Below are 15,888 nucleotides of genomic sequence, written 5' to 3' on the forward strand. Positions count from 1 at the left end.
CCGAACCCGGCCGGCCCGGCAGCCATCGCCGCCATCAGCTGTCCTTGCAGGCCCAGCGCCGACCCGCGCTCGCTGCTGGCGCTGCGGGTCAACGGCGCCGACCTGTCCCTCGACCACGGGTACCCGGCGCGGGTCATCGTCCCCAACGCTCCCGGCGTGCACAACACGAAGTGGGTGCGCGAGCTCGACTTCACCCAAGGGCGATCTTGAACGGCCGCAGCCGGTGGGCAAGGACCTACGGCGCCCCTTTGTGGCACCTGCTCGTACTCGCCCTCTGTTTTCTGGTCGCCGGTTACGCCGCCACCCGGGTAATCGACGTGGGGATCTGGCCGGGCTTTCTGGTGTGGTTCGTGGGGGCCGTCATCCTCCACGATCTGGTGCTGTTCCCTCTTTACTCCGCCGCCGACCTCGCCGCCCGGTCCGCCACCGTCCGTACCCGTCGCCGTCGTCGTACGGCTGCTGGGCGTCGGTCTCGGCCGACGGGGCAGCGGCCGGCTCCGATCAACTACCTGCGCGTGCCGACCGCGTTCTCGGGTCTGCTGCTGCTGGTGTGGTCCCCACTCATCCTGCGCGGTGCCGAGCCCAACTACAGGGCGGCGGTCGGTTTGAGCACCATCCCTTATCTCAACCGATGGATTCTGGTCACCCTGGTGCTCTTCGCCGCCTCAGCACTGCTCTACACGCTGCGACGCCTGGCCGCGGGGCGGGTCGGCCGTTGAGCGCCCGGCCGATCGGCGACCACGCGATGTTGTCGGACTGCCGGTCCGCCGCGCTGGTCACGTCCGACGGCTCTGTCGACTGGCTGTGCCTGCCGCGTTTCGACAGCCCGGCGCTCTTCGCCCGGCTGCTGGACGAAGAGGCCGGCTTCTGGGCGATCCGGCCGGCATGTCCGGCCGAGGTGACCCGTCGGTACGTCGAGGACACCCTTGTGCTGGAGACCACGTTCCGGACGCGCGACGGCACCTTGGTGCTCCTGGACGCTCTCGCGCTGGGCCGTGGCGAACGTGGGCACGCGCTGGGCACGTCATCCCCCGGCCTGCTCCTTCGCCGGCTCGCCTGCACCGAAGGGCGGGTGTCCGTGGAGATCGTGTATGCGCCCCGGCCCGAGTTCGGGCTCGTCCGCCCCCTGATGCAACCGGTCCGCGGCGGCCTGATCGCCCGCGGCGGCGGCGACGTGCTCACCCTGTCCAGCCCGGTGGAATTCCGGACCGGCGGCTCGGTCGCGGACACCGCTCTCACCCTGCGCGCGGGACAGAACGTCGGCCTGGCCCTGCAGGCCGGCCGGGCCTGGGCGCCCGACCCGCCGCGCCGTACCTCCTGGGCCGTCGCGCGCCGGATCCGCGACACCGTCGCGGGATGGCGCTCCTGGTCACGCGGGCACGCCGACTACGAGGGACCCTGGCGCCGGCAGGTCAACCACAGCGGCCGGGTTCTGCGCGCGATGACCTACGCCCCGACGGGAGCCATGGTGGCCGCGGCCACCACCTCCCTGCCGGAAAGCATCGGCGGGGAGCGTAACTGGGACTACCGCTACACATGGGTCCGCGACGCCAGCTTCACCCTGCACGCCCTGAACACGGCCACCTGCGAGGAGGAGGAAACCGCCTTCTTCGCCTTCCTGTCCCGCGCATGCGCGACCCAGGTCGACACGGACCCGGACCTGCAGATCATGTACGGCATCGGCGGCGAGCGCGACCTGAGCGAACGGCGGCTACCGCATCTGCGGGGGTGGCGGGACAGCGCCCCCGTGCGGGTCGGCAACGACGCCTGGCGTCAGCGTCAGCTCGACGTGTACGGCGAGCTGCTCGACGCCGCCCACCAGACCTATCGGGACATCGGCCCATTCGACCCCCTCACCCGCTCGCTGCTGATCGGAGTGGCCGAGACCGCCGCGCGCCGCTGGCAGGAGCCGGATCAGAGCCTCTGGGAGGTCCGTGGCCCCAGCCGGCACTTCACGCACTCCAAGCTGATGTGCTGGGTGGGACTGGACAGGGCGATCACCCTGGCCCCGGTGCTGGGGGCCGCCTCCCGGGTCGCCGACTGGACGCGCGTCCGGGACGAGATCCACGCCGCGATCCTGACCCACGGATGGAACGAGCAGGCGGGTGCTTTCACCCAGACGTTCGGTGGCACCCAGGTCGACGCCGCCACCCTGATGATGCCCCTCGTCGGATTCCTGCCGCCGGACGACCCGAGAATCCGCTCCACCGTGCAGGCTGTCGCCACCCGGCTGACCGACGCGAGAGGGCTCGTTTACCGCTACCGTTCCGCCGACGGGCTGGCGGGCCAGGAGGGCCCGTTCCTGCTGTGCACCTTCTGGCTCGCTCACGCGCTGGCCCTCACCGGTCAGGACGCCGCGGCCAGGCGGGCGTTCGAGACCGCCGCCTCCTGCGCCAATGATGTCGGCCTGCTCAGCGAAGAGGTGGACCCCACCACAGGAGAGGCAATCGGCAACTACCCTCAGGCCCTCAGCCACATCGGCCTGATCAACGCCGCCCGTGCCATCGGGGACGCTCGGCGTTGAGGTCTCCCGGCGTTGAGGTCTCCCGGCACTTCATCGGAACGGTCACGCTCAACGGGCGGCGGGGACGTCCGCCGCGATCCTGGCCGAGGAACGGGTCAGCACGCGCCGCGGCACCCACGGCCTCGGTCACGCTCATGCCTGAGGTGACGAGATGGCGCAGTGTCCTGGCCACGACGGCGATGACAACCGCGATCAGGGCGTAGCAGATCAGCACGCCACCACCTGCCGGCGCGGACAGCGATCGGGTCTCAGCGGTGCCGGTCTGACTGGCGATGGCGTCCGCCAGGTAAGTGAAGCCGGTCGGCGCGGCAGTCGCGCCGTAGGCGAGCCCGGCCCTGCTTATCGACCGCGATCCTGTTCGGCGGCGCTGATCGCCTCGTCGTCGGCATCATGCAGGCGGGGATGCTGGTCGCCATCTGGCCGGCCGGCCGGGAACTGCACCTCGGAGCATGGCATGCGGGGGGCGTGACAGCCGCCACCCTGTTCGCGTTGCACCAGCAGTTCCTCTGGACCTACCTCGCCAAGCAGAGCCGGCCGCAATTTTCCGAAGAGATCCGCGAGTGGTCCCAGTTTGCGCGCGAGCCTGCATGCGTGCGGCTCGCCAGGCGTTCAGTGCCGGTTCGATCAACGCCCAGCGGGCATCGGACAGGGTCCGAGGGGGTAGGGACGGCGCGAGGTCGTAGTCCCCGTGCCGGCAACTGTCGCTGTAGAAGGCCGCATCTGTCGATTCGGGGCGATTCAAGGGCATCCCCAGATCGGACGGGCAGGAGGTGTCTCGTCAGGCAAAGTGCCAGCTCAGTCCACACATCTCGGTCCAGGACGAAAGCGGGATGAACGATGATAAGTCATCATAAGATGCCCACTTACAGCCAGTCGTGTTCGCGTGCGTACCGCGCCGCCTCGTGCCGGGTCCGGGTCTGGGTTTTCTGCATCGCGTTCGAGAGATAGTTGCGCACCGTGCCCTCCGCCAGATGGAGTCGGGCGGCGATGTCGGCGACCGAGTAGCCTTCGCCGGTCGCCCGCAGCACGTCGATCTCGCGGTCGGTGAGCGGGCAGTCGTCGACGAGGGCGAGGGCGGAGACATCCGGGTCGATCCATCGCTTGCCCTCGTGCAGGGTCTTGATGACCGAGACGATGTGCGCCGGTTCCGCGGACTTGCTGACGAAGCCCTGGACGCCGAGCTTGAGCGCCTTGCGGAGCACGCCGGGCCTGGCATGGCGGGTCAGCATGAGGATTGTCTGGTCCGGCCGCGCCTGACGGATCTCCATGACGGCGCCGAGCCCGTCCATGCCGGGCATCTCCAGATCGATGACGAGCACGTCGGGCCGGTGCAGCAGTGTTGCCTGCACGGCCGCCTCGCCGTCTCCCGCTTCGGCGAGCACGGTGATCTCGCCCTCGAGCGGCAGCAGTGACGCCAGCGCCTTGCGGAGGAGGGCTTCGTCGTCGGCGAGTACCACGGTGGTCATCGGTTCTCCTGTGCTTCGGAACGTCGGTGCGGGAATGCCGCGGTCGTCAGGAAGCGCCCGTCACTCGTCCCCGTTGGCCATCATTCGTTCCCTGAGGGTAGCCAGGCCCCGGAGGGCGGGAAGCGGAGCCTCCTGCGGGCCGCCGTCGATGACGGCGATGCCCGACCGGGAGCGTGATCCGTGCCTGCGCGTGCCGCAGGATGTCGGTGGTCGTCCTCCCGGAGGACCTGGCCGAGCAGATCGCCCCGTGACGCCACCGAGGCCCCGCCACACCCGCTGCGGCGACGAAGGCGATCAGCCCCAGGGCGGCCATGCTCAGGACGGCGGCATCCCCCCATGTCCGGGCGCCGAACGCCACCAGCAGCGCTCCCACGAGACCGAGAGCCGCGAGCTGCGTGCGGACATTGAGCCGGTGCATTTGCCGCTGCGTCCTGTCAGGCTCTCCACCGGGCGGGGCTCACCGGTCCTCAGCCGGGTGCTGTGTGTCGGGGCTGAGCGGTCATGTCGGCCGTAGGCAGAATGCGCAGGGGTCTGGTGTCCATGTGTGGGCTCTCCGGGATCGAACGGCAGAGTCCGCCAGTATTCTTCCCGTCCCGTGGCGGCACCAGTGACACCACGTCATGTGTTCACGCCAAGGATGTCATGGCGAGGTCATGACGTGGTCGCACTGGGAGATACGCGCGGCGACGGCTGAGATCGACGGTATGTCCTCGACACCAGTCATCGACGTCGACCGTCTGAACCTCACCTACGGCGACTTCCGCGCCGTGCGGGACCTGTCCTTCCAGGTGCGGCGCGGGGAGTTCTACGCTCTGCTCGGCACGAACGGGGCGGGGAAGACCTCGACCCTGGAGATCATCGAAGGCCACCGCACGCCCACCTCGGGCAGCGTACGGGTCTTCGGGCAGAGCCCGCGCGACCGGCGGGCGGTGCGGCCCCGGATGGGCATCATGCTGCAGGAGAGCGGATTCTCGCCGGATCTGACGGTCCGGGAATCGCTCCGGCTGATCGGAAACCTCACCCAGCGCATCGACACGGCCGAACGCTTGCTCGGCATCGTCGACCTCACCCGCAAGGCCGGCACCAAGGTGTCCCAGCTCTCCGGCGGCGAGAAGCGGCGTCTGGACTTCGCCACCGCCGTGTACGGAGCGCCTGAGCTGATCTTCCTGGACGAGCCCACCACCGGCTTGGACATCCGGTCCCGGGACGACCTGTGGGACGCGGTGGACCGGCTGCGCGAAGACGGATCCACCATCGTTCTCACCACGCACTACCTGGAAGAGGCTCAGCAGCGCGCCGACCGCATCGGGCTCATGCACAATGGCACCTTCCACCGGGAAGGGACCGTCTCCGAACTGACGCGCACCCTGCCCGCCGCCATCCGCTTCTCCCTGCCGGGTCCCGCACCCGCGCTACCGCTGCAGGCCACGCGCGAGGGTGACGGGAAGTACCTCATCGAGACCTTCGGCCTGCAGAAGGACCTGCACACCCTGCTCCGCTGGGCCCAGGACCACGCGGTGGAGCTGCGGGACCTCCAAGCCGGACCGACCCGGCTCGACGACGTCTTCCGCGCGCTCGGCAGCGACCAGCCCACTTCCTGAATTTCCAAGAAAAGGACCTTTGCCATGCTCTCGATCGCTCGCAGCGAGCTGGTCCAGATCTTCCGGAACCGGCTGGTTCTGGTCACCTGCCTCGTCATGCCCGTGGCGGTCAGCGCGTTCTTCATCTCCCGGCACGAGGTGTTCGCGGCTCTGGGCAGTCTCGGATACATCGCGGCGGTGGTGCTGTTCACGGTGGCGGCGTTCACGCTCTACACCACCACGGTGACCACGCTGGCCTCGCGCCGGCAGAATCTCTTTCTCAAGCGGCTGCGCTCCACCGCGGCGGGCGACACCGGCATCCTCCTGGGGCTGCTGCTCCCGGTCACCGTCATCTCGCTGGTCCAGGCGGCCGTGATCATGACCGTGCTGGGCGCGGTCACGGGCGCGCCGGACAACGTACTTCTCCTGGCGGCGGCCGTCGTCGCGACGATGATCATGATGCTGGGACTGGCATTGGCCACCGCTGGAGTGACGAACTCCCCGGAGCACGCCCAGGTGACCACGCTGCCCATCGCCATCGGCACCATCGTCGTGGCCAGTTGGGTGGGGATCGCCGGCACCGAGGATCTCACGCTGCTCAAGCGGCTGCTTCCCGGCGGCTCGGCCGCCGAACTGGTCGTCAACGCCTGGAACGGCGGCGTACCGATCGCTGACTCGCTGATTCTGCTGGCACCCACGCTGAGCTGGGTCGTCGTCGCCGTCGCGCTGGCTTCCCGGAGCTTCCGCTGGGAGCCGCGCCGATGACGTCCGGGTTCGTCCCCAACCAGGGACGCGGGAACCCATCGTGACCGTCCTCGCCTCCGCGGTGTCGGCGGTGACGGCATCGGCACCTTGAACTGGGGCAGATGCCCGGAGGATGTCGCCGGGGCCGGCCTGGAGCGCGCGACGCTCGACGTTCCGCTGGACTGCCGCGAGCCCGGCGGGACGACGATCGAGATCGCGGTCTCGCGCCTGGCCGGCACCAGCCCGGACAAGCGCCGCGGCGTGCTGCTGACCAACAGCGGCGGGCCAGGCGGGCCGGGGCCGGCCATCCTGCGGGATCTGGGGCTGCCGCGGAGCGTGCTGGACAGCTATGACGTGATCGGGATGGACCCGCGGGGTGTCGGCCACAGCACCACGCGATGCCGAACGGCGGCGCCGCGCCCGATGCGGTCTCGTGGTGACGTCATGACGTGGTGTCACTGGTGGCACCGTGGAGCAGGAAGAATACTGGGCAGAGGCTGCTGTTCGACCCCGGAGAGCCCTCATGTCAGACCAGCGTGGACGGCCACGGTCCTACGGCGTGAACCGACCGTCCGGCAACCAGGTGAGGAACCCGTGAGCCCGACGCACCCGGTGTCCGAGGACAACGAGCCGGCGCAGAGGCAGCTGCGCAAGCTCAACCTGACCATGTTTCTCCCGCTGCTCGTCGTCGCCGGGGCGGTGGTGGTGGCGACGGACGCCCGGTCCTGGTGGGATGCCCTCGTCCTGGGCGCGGGCGTGGTGGCGGCCCTGGTGTCCTTCGTGCGGTGGGCGGGGGGAGACGTCCTGCGCGTCGCGCTGCCCTGCATGATCGTCACCGCGGCCGTGTGGCCTTACTCCGTGCTGGTGGCCGGCGGCAGTGCGGCGTTCTTCGCCGTCGCCACCGCGGGCGCTTTCGTCATCCCCCAGCTGTCGCGGCACCAGGTCATGTGGGCCGTCGCGCTGACCGTCTATGTCGCCGCGGTGGGCGCGTCGAGGCTGCTGGTCGCGCACGAGGACGTTCCCGGCGTGCTGTTCCGGTACGTCCTCATCCCCACGGGCATCACGGCGGCGATCATCGGGCTCAGATTCCCCAACAAGCGCTTCTACGACGTCGTCACCGAGTTGGAGGCGGCACGGGAGCGGGAAGCGGAGCTGGCCGTGATCCGCGAACGCGTCCGGTTCGCCGGCGACCTGCACGACATCCAGGGCCACACCCTGCACGTGGTGAAGCTGAAAACGGCGCTCGCCCAGAAGCTGGTCGACAGCGACACCGAACGCGCCAAACAGGAGCTGCGGGAGATCCATGCCCTGGTCAGCGACACCATCACGCAGACCAAGGCGCTGGCCTACGCACAGCGGCGGCTCAATCTGTCCGCCGAACTGGAGAACGCCAGGAACCTCTTCGAGGCCGCGGGCATCGGCGTGCGCATCGACCGCGAAGCGGACGTCGACCCGGGCGCGGGCGAACTGCTCGGCCAGGTGCTGCGCGAGACCACGACCAACATCCTGCGCCACGCCCAGGCGACGCGGGTGCGGGTCACCCTGTCGGAGTCGAGCATCACCATCGTCAATGACGGCGCCCAGCAGGGACCTCTGCCGGAGCTCCGGGGCCTGGCCGCGCTCGAACAACGCGTCACCGCCGACGGCGGCGAACTGACGGTCGAACAGAAGGACGGGCAGTTCCTGACAGCGGCGGCATTCCCGCACCGACGTTCCGAAGCACAGCAGCACAGATGATCGCCGGCGTTTGGGAAGACCTCGACGACTGGTCCTGATTCAGAGAGGGAGGACCGCCGATATGGCGGTCAGCGCGGCTTGCAGAATAACGATGGTGACGACTGAGCGAAGGAGCATGAGTTTCCAGTAAAGGGCTTGATTCGCCCGCTGGGAAATAGCGCGTTCGTCCGTGACCGGGCCCAGCAGGAATGTGCCGGAGTCAGGCCGCCGCCAGAGCGCCGCGAACAGCAGGAATGCCGCGCCGACCGCACACGCCTGCGCCACCAGGTTCAGCACCGTCGCGATCCGGCCGGCGGCCGGCACGTGGCGAGCGACCAGGAACAAGGCCCCGGTACCGGCGAGTAGGAGCACGGCGACAATGTCCGCGTACAGAATCTTACGACGATTCGGCTCGGCCACATCGCGACCGTACGTAGCAAACCGGCCGAGATCAAGGGATTCGCCGTACGGACAACATCGTGAAGGCGGCGTCAACCGGAACGTCAGCCATGCTCGATACCAAGATCACATGAAGATCAACCGCAACCTCATGGCCGCCACGGTGATCGCCCTGACCACCGCCGCCACCCTCGCCGCTCAGCCCGCCACCGCGGCGAGCCAGGCCGCGGCCGTATGCCCGACCGGTTACCTGTGCCTGCAGCCGAGCGCGTCGTCGGCCAGGGTCGTGCTCGTCAAGCAGGGGGACAGCCGGTCCTTCTCCGGCGGGCTGCAGGTCAGCCAGGTGTCCAATCAGACCGGCGTGGCCTAGTGCGTCAGCAGCACGCCCTACGGCTACACCTTAGGCGCCAGGAAGACGGAGACCCGCACCCACACCGTGCTGTCGGTCAAGCCGGCCGGAGTCTGCGCGGCCTGAACGTGACAAAGCCCGGGTGTGGACCACCCGGGCTTTGTCATGTGCGGTTAGTAGCGGCCGAGCGCCGGGTCGTACACGCGGCCCGACACCAGGACCCTGCCGTCCAGCACGGTCGGGTGGTACGCCCCGCCGAGCCAGCCGTAACCGACCGGCTGGGAGGGCACGCCGAACTCGTCGTACCCGACCACCGTGGCCAGGCCGGTGCCGAGCTCCAGCTCGGTCCCGACGCTTCCCCCGCGGCCGCCACGTCGCGCCGGCGCAGTCGGCCTACATCGCAGGCACGGCACTCGCGCCGGCTGTCGGAACCGCCCTCGGCGACCTGCTCGGCTTCCGGAGCCTGGGCTTCACGCTCGCCACTCTCGGCGCCGGCCTGGCACTCGTCTCGTCGTGATCGCGAAAGCGACGGACCGGCCGCAGCCCCTGGCGTCACCGGAGTGAGCACCGAAGCGGGACACGGTCCGCGTGAAGCCGTCCCGATCACTCCACGTTCGCGAGCTCGCTCTCGAAGCGCCTGCGCAGCGCGTCCTTCTCGGGCTCCGGCAGCCAGCACGCCTCCACCCCGGCCAGCGCCATCGCCCGCAACCGCTCATCCGGTACGGCGAGCTGCTCGGAGAGGATCCGATACTCGTTCGCCAGCGACGTCGGGAACATCCCCGGGTCGTCGGAAGCGGGGATGACGTTGAGCCCGGCCTCCAGCATCGCCGCGATCGACGCCCGCCGCCACGGCCGCCACGAGCGCCGCGACGTGGTCGAGATGACGGTGAACGGGATCTGCTCGTCCCGCACCCTGGCGACGACCTCGTCGTCCTGGAGCACGAAGTAGCCGTGGTCGATCCGGTCGCAGCCGAGCACGTCGAGGCAGGTGACCGTGTTCACGGCGACGGGCGCGTGCTCGGAGGAATGCGCGGTACGGCGCAGCCCGGCCGCACCGGCGAGCCGGAAGGCGGCCTCGAACCGCTCCGGCGGCCCGGCGGTCTCCAGGTTGTCCAGCCCGATCCCCGCCACATAGTCGTGCGGGTGGTCCACGACCGTGCGCACCCAGGAGAGCGCCTCGTCTCCCGACCTGCTCCGGTCGACGGCCGCGATGAGCCGGCCCGACATGCCGAAGTCGCGTTCGGCCATCCTGATGCCCTCGGCGTACGCCTCGACCACCGTGGCGTAGCCGAGCTTCTCCTGATGCTCGGTCAGCGCGTCGAAGGAGACCTCGAGATGCCTGGTCGCGCTGGTCCGGTGGGCGTCCTCGAACGCCTCGTAGGTGATCCTGGTGAGATCGTCGGCGTCGCGCAGGACCTGCAGCACCCACGAGGACACCTGGAACAGCGAGTAGGAGACCTCGGGCTCGTCCGCGCTCCTGCCCTGCGGGACCGGGATCCGGGTGTCCAGGTAGAGCGCCGGGTCCGGCGGCAGCGAGTTGACGTCCGCGTAGATCCGCTCGGGCGTGTCGGGCAGGTCGAGCCCTTCCCGCCGGGCCAGCTCGGCGAAGGTCGAGGCGCGTACGGTGCCGATGAGGTGGCAGTGCAGATCGACCTTGGGCATCAGGTCAAGGTTCACTTGCCGGCCACCTCGCGGGTGAAGCGGTCGACCCAGGTGGCGCGGGTGTCGACGAGCTGGGCGGGGTCGAGCGTCTTGAACCCGGCGGCCACCGGGTCCTTCGCCGCCTCGCCCGTCACCTTGGCGATGTCGGCCGGGATCTCGGCCTTCGGGTTCGTGGGCAGGTCACCGGCGGCCTTCGCCATGGCGCTCTGCGCCTCGGCCGACAGCATGTAGTCGATGAACTTCGCCGCTCCCTGCGCGTTGCGCGCACCCTTGGGGATCATCGCCCGGTTGGTGGCCATGTAGCGGCCCTTGTCGGGAGCCGTCCAGGCGATCGGCTCGCCCGAGGTGACCAGCTTGGTGGCGAAGCCGCTCAGCGCGTCGGCGGCGACGATCTCGCCCTGGGTCAGCAGGTTCGTGACCTCGGTCGAGGAGGTGTAGAACTGCAGGACGTTCGGCGCCCAGCCGGACAGGGTCTTCAGCGAGGTGTCGATGTCGTAGGGGCCCTTGCCGTACGACTCACCAACCCCCGAAATCATGAGTTGTCCGGCGGTCACCGAAATATCGGGAAGCGCGACCTTTCCCTTGTTCGCCGCGTTCGCGAACAGCTCCCAGTCGGCGGCCTGCTTCTGGCTCAGCTTGCCGGTGTTGTAGATGATCCCGTTGAGCTGGTGCGTGTAGGCCGGCCCCTCGTAGGAGCCCTCCGTCGCGAACGGCGCGAGCTGCTTCATGTTGGGCACGTCGACCTTCTGGAAGAGGCCGTCCTTCTGCCCGAGCGCGGCGAAGTAGTCGGAGATCAGCACCACGTCCGCCTCCGGCTCGCCCTTGGCGAGCTTCAGCTTCGACAGCCGGTCGGAGTTGGACCCGGTGTCCAGCTCGACCTTGATCCCGGTCTGCTTGCTGAACGGAGCGACGACCGCCTGCTCGAACTCCTTCACACCGAAGGGGAAGGTGCTGACGACAATGGTGTTCTGATCGGCCTGCTTCTCGGCGGACCCGGAGCCGGAACATCCGGCTGCGGCGAGCACCGTCAGAGCAGCGGCCAGTACGGCGCGGCGCGTGGGCATGGGGTCGTTCCTTCTTTCAGCGGGGGAGTGAAACCAGATGGTCGTCGGGCGCGATCACCGTGACGCCCGATCCGGGCGTCAGGGCCGCGCCGCTGCGTACGTCGGCGAGCAGCCTGACGGTCGCGCCCGACGGGTCGACCACGTCGATCGAGACCAGCAGGTCGACGCCGCGGAAGGCCACGTCGACCACCGTGCCGTCGAGGCCGTGACCCAGGCCGGCGCCTTTCTCGGCGATGCGCAGATGCTCGGGCCGGATGGTCAGCGGCGTGCCGTCGGCCGCGGTGAGGAAGTTCCCGTAGCCGAGGAACTCGGCCACGAAACGGTCGGCGGGACGGGGGAAGACCTGCTGGGGAGTGCCCTGCTGCACGATCCGGCCCTCGTTCATGATGACCATCTCGTCCGACATCTCCAGCGCCTCGTCCTGGTCGTGGGTGACGAGGATGACGGTCAGCTTCGTCTCCGCCTGGATGCGCCTGATCTCGGCCCGCATCTGGACGCGCAGGCGGGCGTCGAGGTTGGACAGCGGCTCGTCGAGCAGCAGGAGCTTGGGCCTGATCGCGATCGCCCTGGCCAGCGCCACCCGCTGCTGCTGCCCGCCGGAGAGCTTCTTCGGCTTGCGGTCGGCCAGGTGCGCGAGCCCGACGAGGTCGAGCGTCTCCATGACCCGCGTACGTCTCTCCGCGGCCGGCACCTTGCGCAGCTTGAGCCCGTACCCTACGTTGTCGGCCACCGTCATGTGCGGGAACAGCGCGTACGACTGGAAGACCATCCCGAGATCGCGCTTCTCCGGCGGCGTGCGCGTGCTGTCGACCCCGTCGATGCGGATCGTCCCCGACGTCGGTGCGGAGTAGCCCGCGATCATCCTGAGCGTGGTGGTCTTGCCGCAGCCGCTCGGGCCCAGCAGCGTCGTCAGCCTCCCCGCCGGCACGGCGAGGTCGATCTCGTCGACGGCGGTGAAGGAGCCGAACCTCTGGGTGACTTTGATCAGCTCGGCGGCGGCGGTCATTGGTTGATCCCTCCGAAGATCTTGGCGAATCCGACCGTGCGCTCGGCGATCACCGCGATGACCACGGTGGCGGCCAGGATGAGGGTGGAGGCGGCGGCCACCATCGGGTCGTACGACTGCTGCACGTAGTCGAGCATCGTCACCGGCAGCGTCCGGAAGTCGCGTCCCTGCAGCAGCAGCGACAGCGGCACGTTGTTGAACGACGTCACCATGCTGAGCAGCCCGGCGGAGAAGATGCCCGGACGCAGGACGGGCAACGTCACGTTGAAGAAGGCGCGCAGCGGCGAGGCGCCGAGCCCCCGGGCGGCCTCCTCCAGCGCGGGGTCGGCCAGCGCGAGCGAGGCGCCGGTCACGCGCACCGCGTACGGCAGCATCAGCGCGGTGTGCCCGACCAGCAGGGTGCTGAAGTTGTCCAGGTCCAGGCCGACCATCAGCTGCTGGAACAGCGCGAGGCCGACGACCAGCTCCGGGACGATGAGCGGCGACAGGAACAGCCCCTCGACCAGGCCCTTGCCGGGCAGCTTGCCACGGTGGACGGCGAGCGTGACGGGCACGCCGAGCACCAGCGCGAGCGCGGTGGCGAGCACGGCGAGCTCCAGGCTGGAGAGCGCGGCCTCGATGAACGGCTCGTAGCCGAGCGCCTCGTCGAACCAGCGCAGCGAGATCCCGTCGGGCGGGAACCTCAGGGTGCTTCCGGCGGTGAAGGCCGTGGCGACCACGAAGATGATCGGCACGATCATGATGACGTAGCCGATGACCGCGAGCGCCGCCGTGATCGGCCGCTTCATGAGGTGGCCCCCTTCCGCCCGATCAGCGAGGACAGCCCGGAGACCAGGAAGACCAGGACCGTCATGATGAGCGCCGTCGCCGAGGCCGAGGCCCAGTCGACCGTGGTGCTCGCGTAGTTGAACAGCTGCGTGGACAGCATCCGCTGGCTGGACCCGCCGAGCAGGTAGGGCGTGGTGTACGCGGTGACGGACCCGGCGAACACCAGGGTGGCGGCCACCACGATGCCCGGCATGGTCAGCGGGATGACGACGTTCCACATCGTCCGGATCCGGCTCGCGCCGAGCCCGCGCGAGGCGTCGTCCAGGCCGGGATCGACCTGGGCGACGGCCGAGTAGCAGGAGATGATCGCCAGCGGCAGGAACAGCTGGGTGAGGCCGAGGACGATCGCCAGCTTGGTGTAGAGCAGCTGCGGCGCCACGTCGACGATGCCGAGCTGGACGAGCAGCCGGCCGAGCGCCCCCTTGGAGCCGAGGATCACCAGCCAGCCGAACGTCCTTACCACGTTGCTCAGCATCAATGGGAAGATCGCCACTGCCAGGAAGACCCCGCTCCAGCGTGACGGCGAGCGGGCGAGCCAGTAGGCGATGGGGAAGCCGAGGACGACGCAGATGATCGTGACAGCCAGGGCCAGCCCGACCGTGCGCCCGATCACCTCCAGGTCGTACGGATCCGTCAGCATCCTGCCCAGACGCGTGAAGATCTCGCCGGTCGGCACGTCCGGGGGCGCGAAGAGCATCGCCGCGGAGGGGATGAGGAAACCCGCGACGAGAAGGACGAGACCAGGCACCAGCAGAAGGGCCGATTTGGGGGAGATGTCGGCGTCCTTTCTCCGTGGCGTACGCTTGGTGGAACCGGTTGCGGAACCGGTTGCATGAGCCTGACCATAGATTATGAGCGGCCTGTCGCACAAACCCCTGTGTGAAATCCGTGTAACGACTCAAGGAGGATCAGTGCCGACACTCGCGGACGTCGCCGCGCTGGCCGGGGTTTCCAAGGCGACGGCCTCTCGCGCCCTGGGCCGGCCGGACCTGGCCGCCCCGGAGACGGTGGCCCGCGTCCGCGCAGCCGCCGAGCAGCTCGGATTCGTCCCCAACCGGGCGGCCACGCAGCTGGCCCGCGGGCGGACCGGAGTGGTCGCCGTCGTGGTGCCCACGCTCGACAACACCTTCTTCACCCCGATCATCGGCGGCGCCCAGGCGCGCGCGGCCGACTCGGGCATGCAGCTGACCATCGCGGTGCACTCCCTGGAGCACGCCGCCCAGGTCGCCGCGGTCGAGCAGCTCGCGCACCAGGTCGACGGCTTCCTGCTCACCGCGCCCCGGGGTTCGGACGAGATCGTCCGCGCCGCCGCGTCGTTCAAGCCGACCGTGCTCATCGACCGCGAGATCGAGGGCATGACCTCGGTGGTCGCCGACACGGCCACCGCCTTCGGCACGCTCGTCACCCGGTTCGTCGAGATGGGCCACGAGCGCATCGTCTACATCGGCGGCCCGGCGGGCTCCTGGCAGGACCGCCAGCGCCAGGCGGCCATCCGCGCCGCGGCCGGGCCGAGCGGCGCGACGCTGACCATGCTCGGCCCCCACCCCTCGACGTTCGCCGCCGGGGTGGAGACGGCGGAGGCCGTGGTGGCCGCCCGCGCCACCGCCGTGGTCCCGTACGCGACCTCGATCGGCCTGGGCCTCATGTTCGCCCTGCTCCACCGGGGGATCCGCGATGTCGTGGTCAGCTCGGAGCGCATGATCGTCGAGAGCCTCGGCCTGGGCGACGTCCCCGCGATCGACGTGGACGGCGAGAAGCTCGGCGAGGTGGCCATGGACCAGCTCATGGCCCTCCTCGGGGAGCGCAGGGAGCCGTCACCCACCACACGCCGCCTCACCGTCCCGATCAGCTGACCGAAAGGTGTAACAACGGGCGGGTTGCGGCCACTTCGTGGTGTCAGAAGAACGCATCCCGAACGAAGGGGCTGGGCGGTGTCAGATGATGAGCACCGGTTCACCGGCATGTACGACGAATGCCGACAACGGGTGTGGGCCTACGTCGTGAGCCGCGCGGGCCGCCAGGTGGCGGACGAGGTGGTGAGCGAGACGTTCGCGATCGCCTGGCGGCGGTTGGAGGACGTGCCCGAGCCGGCGCTGCCGTGGTTGCTCGGCGTCGCCAGGAACGTCCTGCGCGACAACGTCCGCGCCGAGGTACGCCGCGAGGCGGTCGCCACGGAGCTGCGGGCCTGGGCCGAGGGCGACGTCGCCGAACACGTGACCGAGCGGATGGGCGTGCTGCGCGCGCTGGCCGCCGTGCCCGAGGACGATCGGGAGATCCTCGTCCTGGTCGCCTGGCACGGGCTGTCGCCGAAGGAGGGCGCGCGGGTCGTCGGCTGCTCGTCGGCGGCGTTCCGCGTACGGCTGCACCGGGCGCGCAAACGGCTCAAGCAGGCCATGGAGGCCACGGACGCCGGCCCACGGCGCGAACCCCTGCCCCACGTGCGGAGCCTCAACGAGGAGTGGTCATGAACCCCATCGACGAACTCAGGGCCGCCCGGCCCGCCCACCTCGGAGACCGCCCGATCGACCCGCGCACCAGGGCCGCCGAGCT

General features: G+C 69.6%; 18 protein-coding genes. 9 read left to right on the forward strand and 9 right to left on the reverse strand.

Annotation, left to right across the window (positions count from 1 at the left end; genetic code table 11):
* The 3 genes from ACWDX9_RS48020 to ACWDX9_RS48030 form a co-directional block, all read left to right on the forward strand.
* Positions 1 to 210: molybdopterin-dependent oxidoreductase (locus tag ACWDX9_RS48020; RefSeq protein WP_449967460.1), on the forward strand; the 210-nt coding region annotated here is incomplete at its 5' end.
* A 38-nt stretch (positions 211 to 248) separates the two neighbouring features.
* Positions 249 to 719: a hypothetical protein gene (locus tag ACWDX9_RS48025; RefSeq protein WP_449967463.1), complete on the forward strand. Its 471-nt coding sequence runs from the start codon at positions 249 to 251 to the stop codon at positions 717 to 719.
* Positions 716 to 2,524: a glycoside hydrolase family 15 protein gene (locus tag ACWDX9_RS48030; RefSeq protein WP_449967466.1), complete on the forward strand. Its 1,809-nt coding sequence runs from the start codon at positions 716 to 718 to the stop codon at positions 2,522 to 2,524. The genes ACWDX9_RS48025 and ACWDX9_RS48030 overlap by 4 nt, the downstream gene beginning before the upstream one ends.
* On the opposite strand, the gene ACWDX9_RS48035 is transcribed toward ACWDX9_RS48030, so the two are convergent.
* Positions 2,487 to 2,738, reverse strand: a complete 252-nt coding sequence (locus ACWDX9_RS48035) for a hypothetical protein (RefSeq protein WP_449967469.1) — start codon at positions 2,736 to 2,738, stop codon at positions 2,487 to 2,489. The genes ACWDX9_RS48030 and ACWDX9_RS48035 overlap by 38 nt on opposite strands.
* Before the next feature lie 649 nt (positions 2,739 to 3,387).
* Positions 3,388 to 3,990, reverse strand: a complete 603-nt coding sequence (locus tag ACWDX9_RS48040) for a response regulator transcription factor (protein WP_449967471.1) — start codon at positions 3,988 to 3,990, stop codon at positions 3,388 to 3,390.
* Between the two features lie 704 nt (positions 3,991 to 4,694).
* Between ACWDX9_RS48040 and ACWDX9_RS48045 the strand changes: the two genes are divergently transcribed.
* From ACWDX9_RS48045 to ACWDX9_RS48055, 3 genes are all read left to right on the forward strand, one after another.
* On the forward strand, positions 4,695 to 5,591 hold the full coding sequence (locus tag ACWDX9_RS48045; protein ID WP_449967473.1) for an ABC transporter ATP-binding protein: 897 nt from the start codon (positions 4,695 to 4,697) through the stop codon (positions 5,589 to 5,591).
* A 24-nt stretch (positions 5,592 to 5,615) separates the two neighbouring features.
* Positions 5,616 to 6,335 (forward strand): ABC transporter permease, encoded by a 720-nt coding sequence (locus ACWDX9_RS48050; protein WP_364261729.1) that lies wholly within the window; start codon positions 5,616 to 5,618, stop codon positions 6,333 to 6,335.
* A gap of 87 nt (positions 6,336 to 6,422) precedes the next feature.
* Positions 6,423 to 8,051, forward strand: coding sequence for a sensor histidine kinase (locus ACWDX9_RS48055; protein ID WP_449967477.1), 1,629 nt, complete (start codon positions 6,423 to 6,425; stop codon positions 8,049 to 8,051).
* A 39-nt stretch (positions 8,052 to 8,090) separates the two neighbouring features.
* On the opposite strand, the gene ACWDX9_RS48060 is transcribed toward ACWDX9_RS48055, so the two are convergent.
* Positions 8,091 to 8,450 carry a hypothetical protein gene (locus ACWDX9_RS48060; protein WP_449967480.1) on the reverse strand — a complete coding sequence of 120 codons (360 nt, stop codon included), beginning with the start codon at positions 8,448 to 8,450 and terminating at the stop codon, positions 8,091 to 8,093.
* A 109-nt stretch (positions 8,451 to 8,559) separates the two neighbouring features.
* Here ACWDX9_RS48060 and ACWDX9_RS48065 point away from each other — a divergent pair, with 109 nt between their 5' ends.
* Entirely contained in the window at positions 8,560 to 8,799 is a 240-nt protein-coding gene (locus tag ACWDX9_RS48065; protein WP_449967483.1) for a hypothetical protein, read from the forward strand.
* A gap of 152 nt (positions 8,800 to 8,951) precedes the next feature.
* Here ACWDX9_RS48065 and ACWDX9_RS48070 read toward each other — a convergent pair whose 3' ends face one another.
* From ACWDX9_RS48070 to ACWDX9_RS48095, 6 genes are all read right to left on the reverse strand, one after another.
* Complete coding sequence (locus tag ACWDX9_RS48070; RefSeq protein ID WP_449967486.1) at positions 8,952 to 9,092, reverse strand: hypothetical protein; 141 nt, start codon at positions 9,090 to 9,092, stop codon at positions 8,952 to 8,954.
* Between the two features lie 289 nt (positions 9,093 to 9,381).
* Positions 9,382 to 10,455 carry an adenosine deaminase family protein gene (locus tag ACWDX9_RS48075; protein ID WP_449967489.1) on the reverse strand — a complete coding sequence of 358 codons (1,074 nt, stop codon included), beginning with the start codon at positions 10,453 to 10,455 and terminating at the stop codon, positions 9,382 to 9,384.
* Positions 10,452 to 11,504 carry a polyamine ABC transporter substrate-binding protein gene (locus tag ACWDX9_RS48080; RefSeq protein ID WP_449967492.1) on the reverse strand — a complete coding sequence of 351 codons (1,053 nt, stop codon included), beginning with the start codon at positions 11,502 to 11,504 and terminating at the stop codon, positions 10,452 to 10,454. The genes ACWDX9_RS48075 and ACWDX9_RS48080 overlap by 4 nt, the downstream gene beginning before the upstream one ends.
* A gap of 16 nt (positions 11,505 to 11,520) precedes the next feature.
* Complete coding sequence (locus ACWDX9_RS48085; protein WP_449967495.1) at positions 11,521 to 12,510, reverse strand: ABC transporter ATP-binding protein; 990 nt, start codon at positions 12,508 to 12,510, stop codon at positions 11,521 to 11,523.
* The gene (locus ACWDX9_RS48090; protein WP_350736038.1) at positions 12,507 to 13,298 is read right to left on the reverse strand and encodes an ABC transporter permease; all 792 of its coding nucleotides are present in this window, start codon (positions 13,296 to 13,298) and stop codon (positions 12,507 to 12,509) included. The genes ACWDX9_RS48085 and ACWDX9_RS48090 overlap by 4 nt, the downstream gene beginning before the upstream one ends.
* Positions 13,295 to 14,086 carry an ABC transporter permease gene (locus tag ACWDX9_RS48095; protein ID WP_318786755.1) on the reverse strand — a complete coding sequence of 264 codons (792 nt, stop codon included), beginning with the start codon at positions 14,084 to 14,086 and terminating at the stop codon, positions 13,295 to 13,297. The genes ACWDX9_RS48090 and ACWDX9_RS48095 overlap by 4 nt, the downstream gene beginning before the upstream one ends.
* Positions 14,087 to 14,249: 163 nt before the next feature.
* Here ACWDX9_RS48095 and ACWDX9_RS48100 point away from each other — a divergent pair, with 163 nt between their 5' ends.
* Together ACWDX9_RS48100 and ACWDX9_RS48105 are read left to right on the forward strand one after the other, a co-directional pair.
* Positions 14,250 to 15,191: a LacI family DNA-binding transcriptional regulator gene (locus ACWDX9_RS48100; RefSeq protein WP_355199699.1), complete on the forward strand. Its 942-nt coding sequence runs from the start codon at positions 14,250 to 14,252 to the stop codon at positions 15,189 to 15,191.
* A gap of 78 nt (positions 15,192 to 15,269) precedes the next feature.
* Positions 15,270 to 15,806, forward strand: a complete 537-nt coding sequence (locus ACWDX9_RS48105; RefSeq protein WP_449967499.1) for an RNA polymerase sigma factor — start codon at positions 15,270 to 15,272, stop codon at positions 15,804 to 15,806.
* Positions 15,807 to 15,888: the final 82 nt, after the last annotated feature.

It is taken from the genome of Nonomuraea sp. NPDC003201 (assembly GCF_053590415.1).

Bases quoted from the DNA above. Each gene is read 5' to 3' on its own strand.
- ACWDX9_RS48045 (WP_449967473.1), top strand. From the start codon at position 4,695: ATGTCCTCGACACCAGTCATCGACGTCGACCGTCTGAACCTCACCTAC.
- ACWDX9_RS48085 (WP_449967495.1), bottom strand. From the start codon at position 12,510: ATGACCGCCGCCGCCGAGCTGATCAAAGTCACCCAGAGGTTCGGCTCC.
- ACWDX9_RS48090 (WP_350736038.1), bottom strand. From the start codon at position 13,298: ATGAAGCGGCCGATCACGGCGGCGCTCGCGGTCATCGGCTACGTCATC.
- ACWDX9_RS48040 (WP_449967471.1), bottom strand. From the start codon at position 3,990: ATGACCACCGTGGTACTCGCCGACGACGAAGCCCTCCTCCGCAAGGCG.
- ACWDX9_RS48050 (WP_364261729.1), top strand. From the start codon at position 5,616: ATGCTCTCGATCGCTCGCAGCGAGCTGGTCCAGATCTTCCGGAACCGG.
- ACWDX9_RS48080 (WP_449967492.1), bottom strand. From the start codon at position 11,504: ATGCCCACGCGCCGCGCCGTACTGGCCGCTGCTCTGACGGTGCTCGCC.
- ACWDX9_RS48065 (WP_449967483.1), top strand. From the start codon at position 8,560: ATGAAGATCAACCGCAACCTCATGGCCGCCACGGTGATCGCCCTGACC.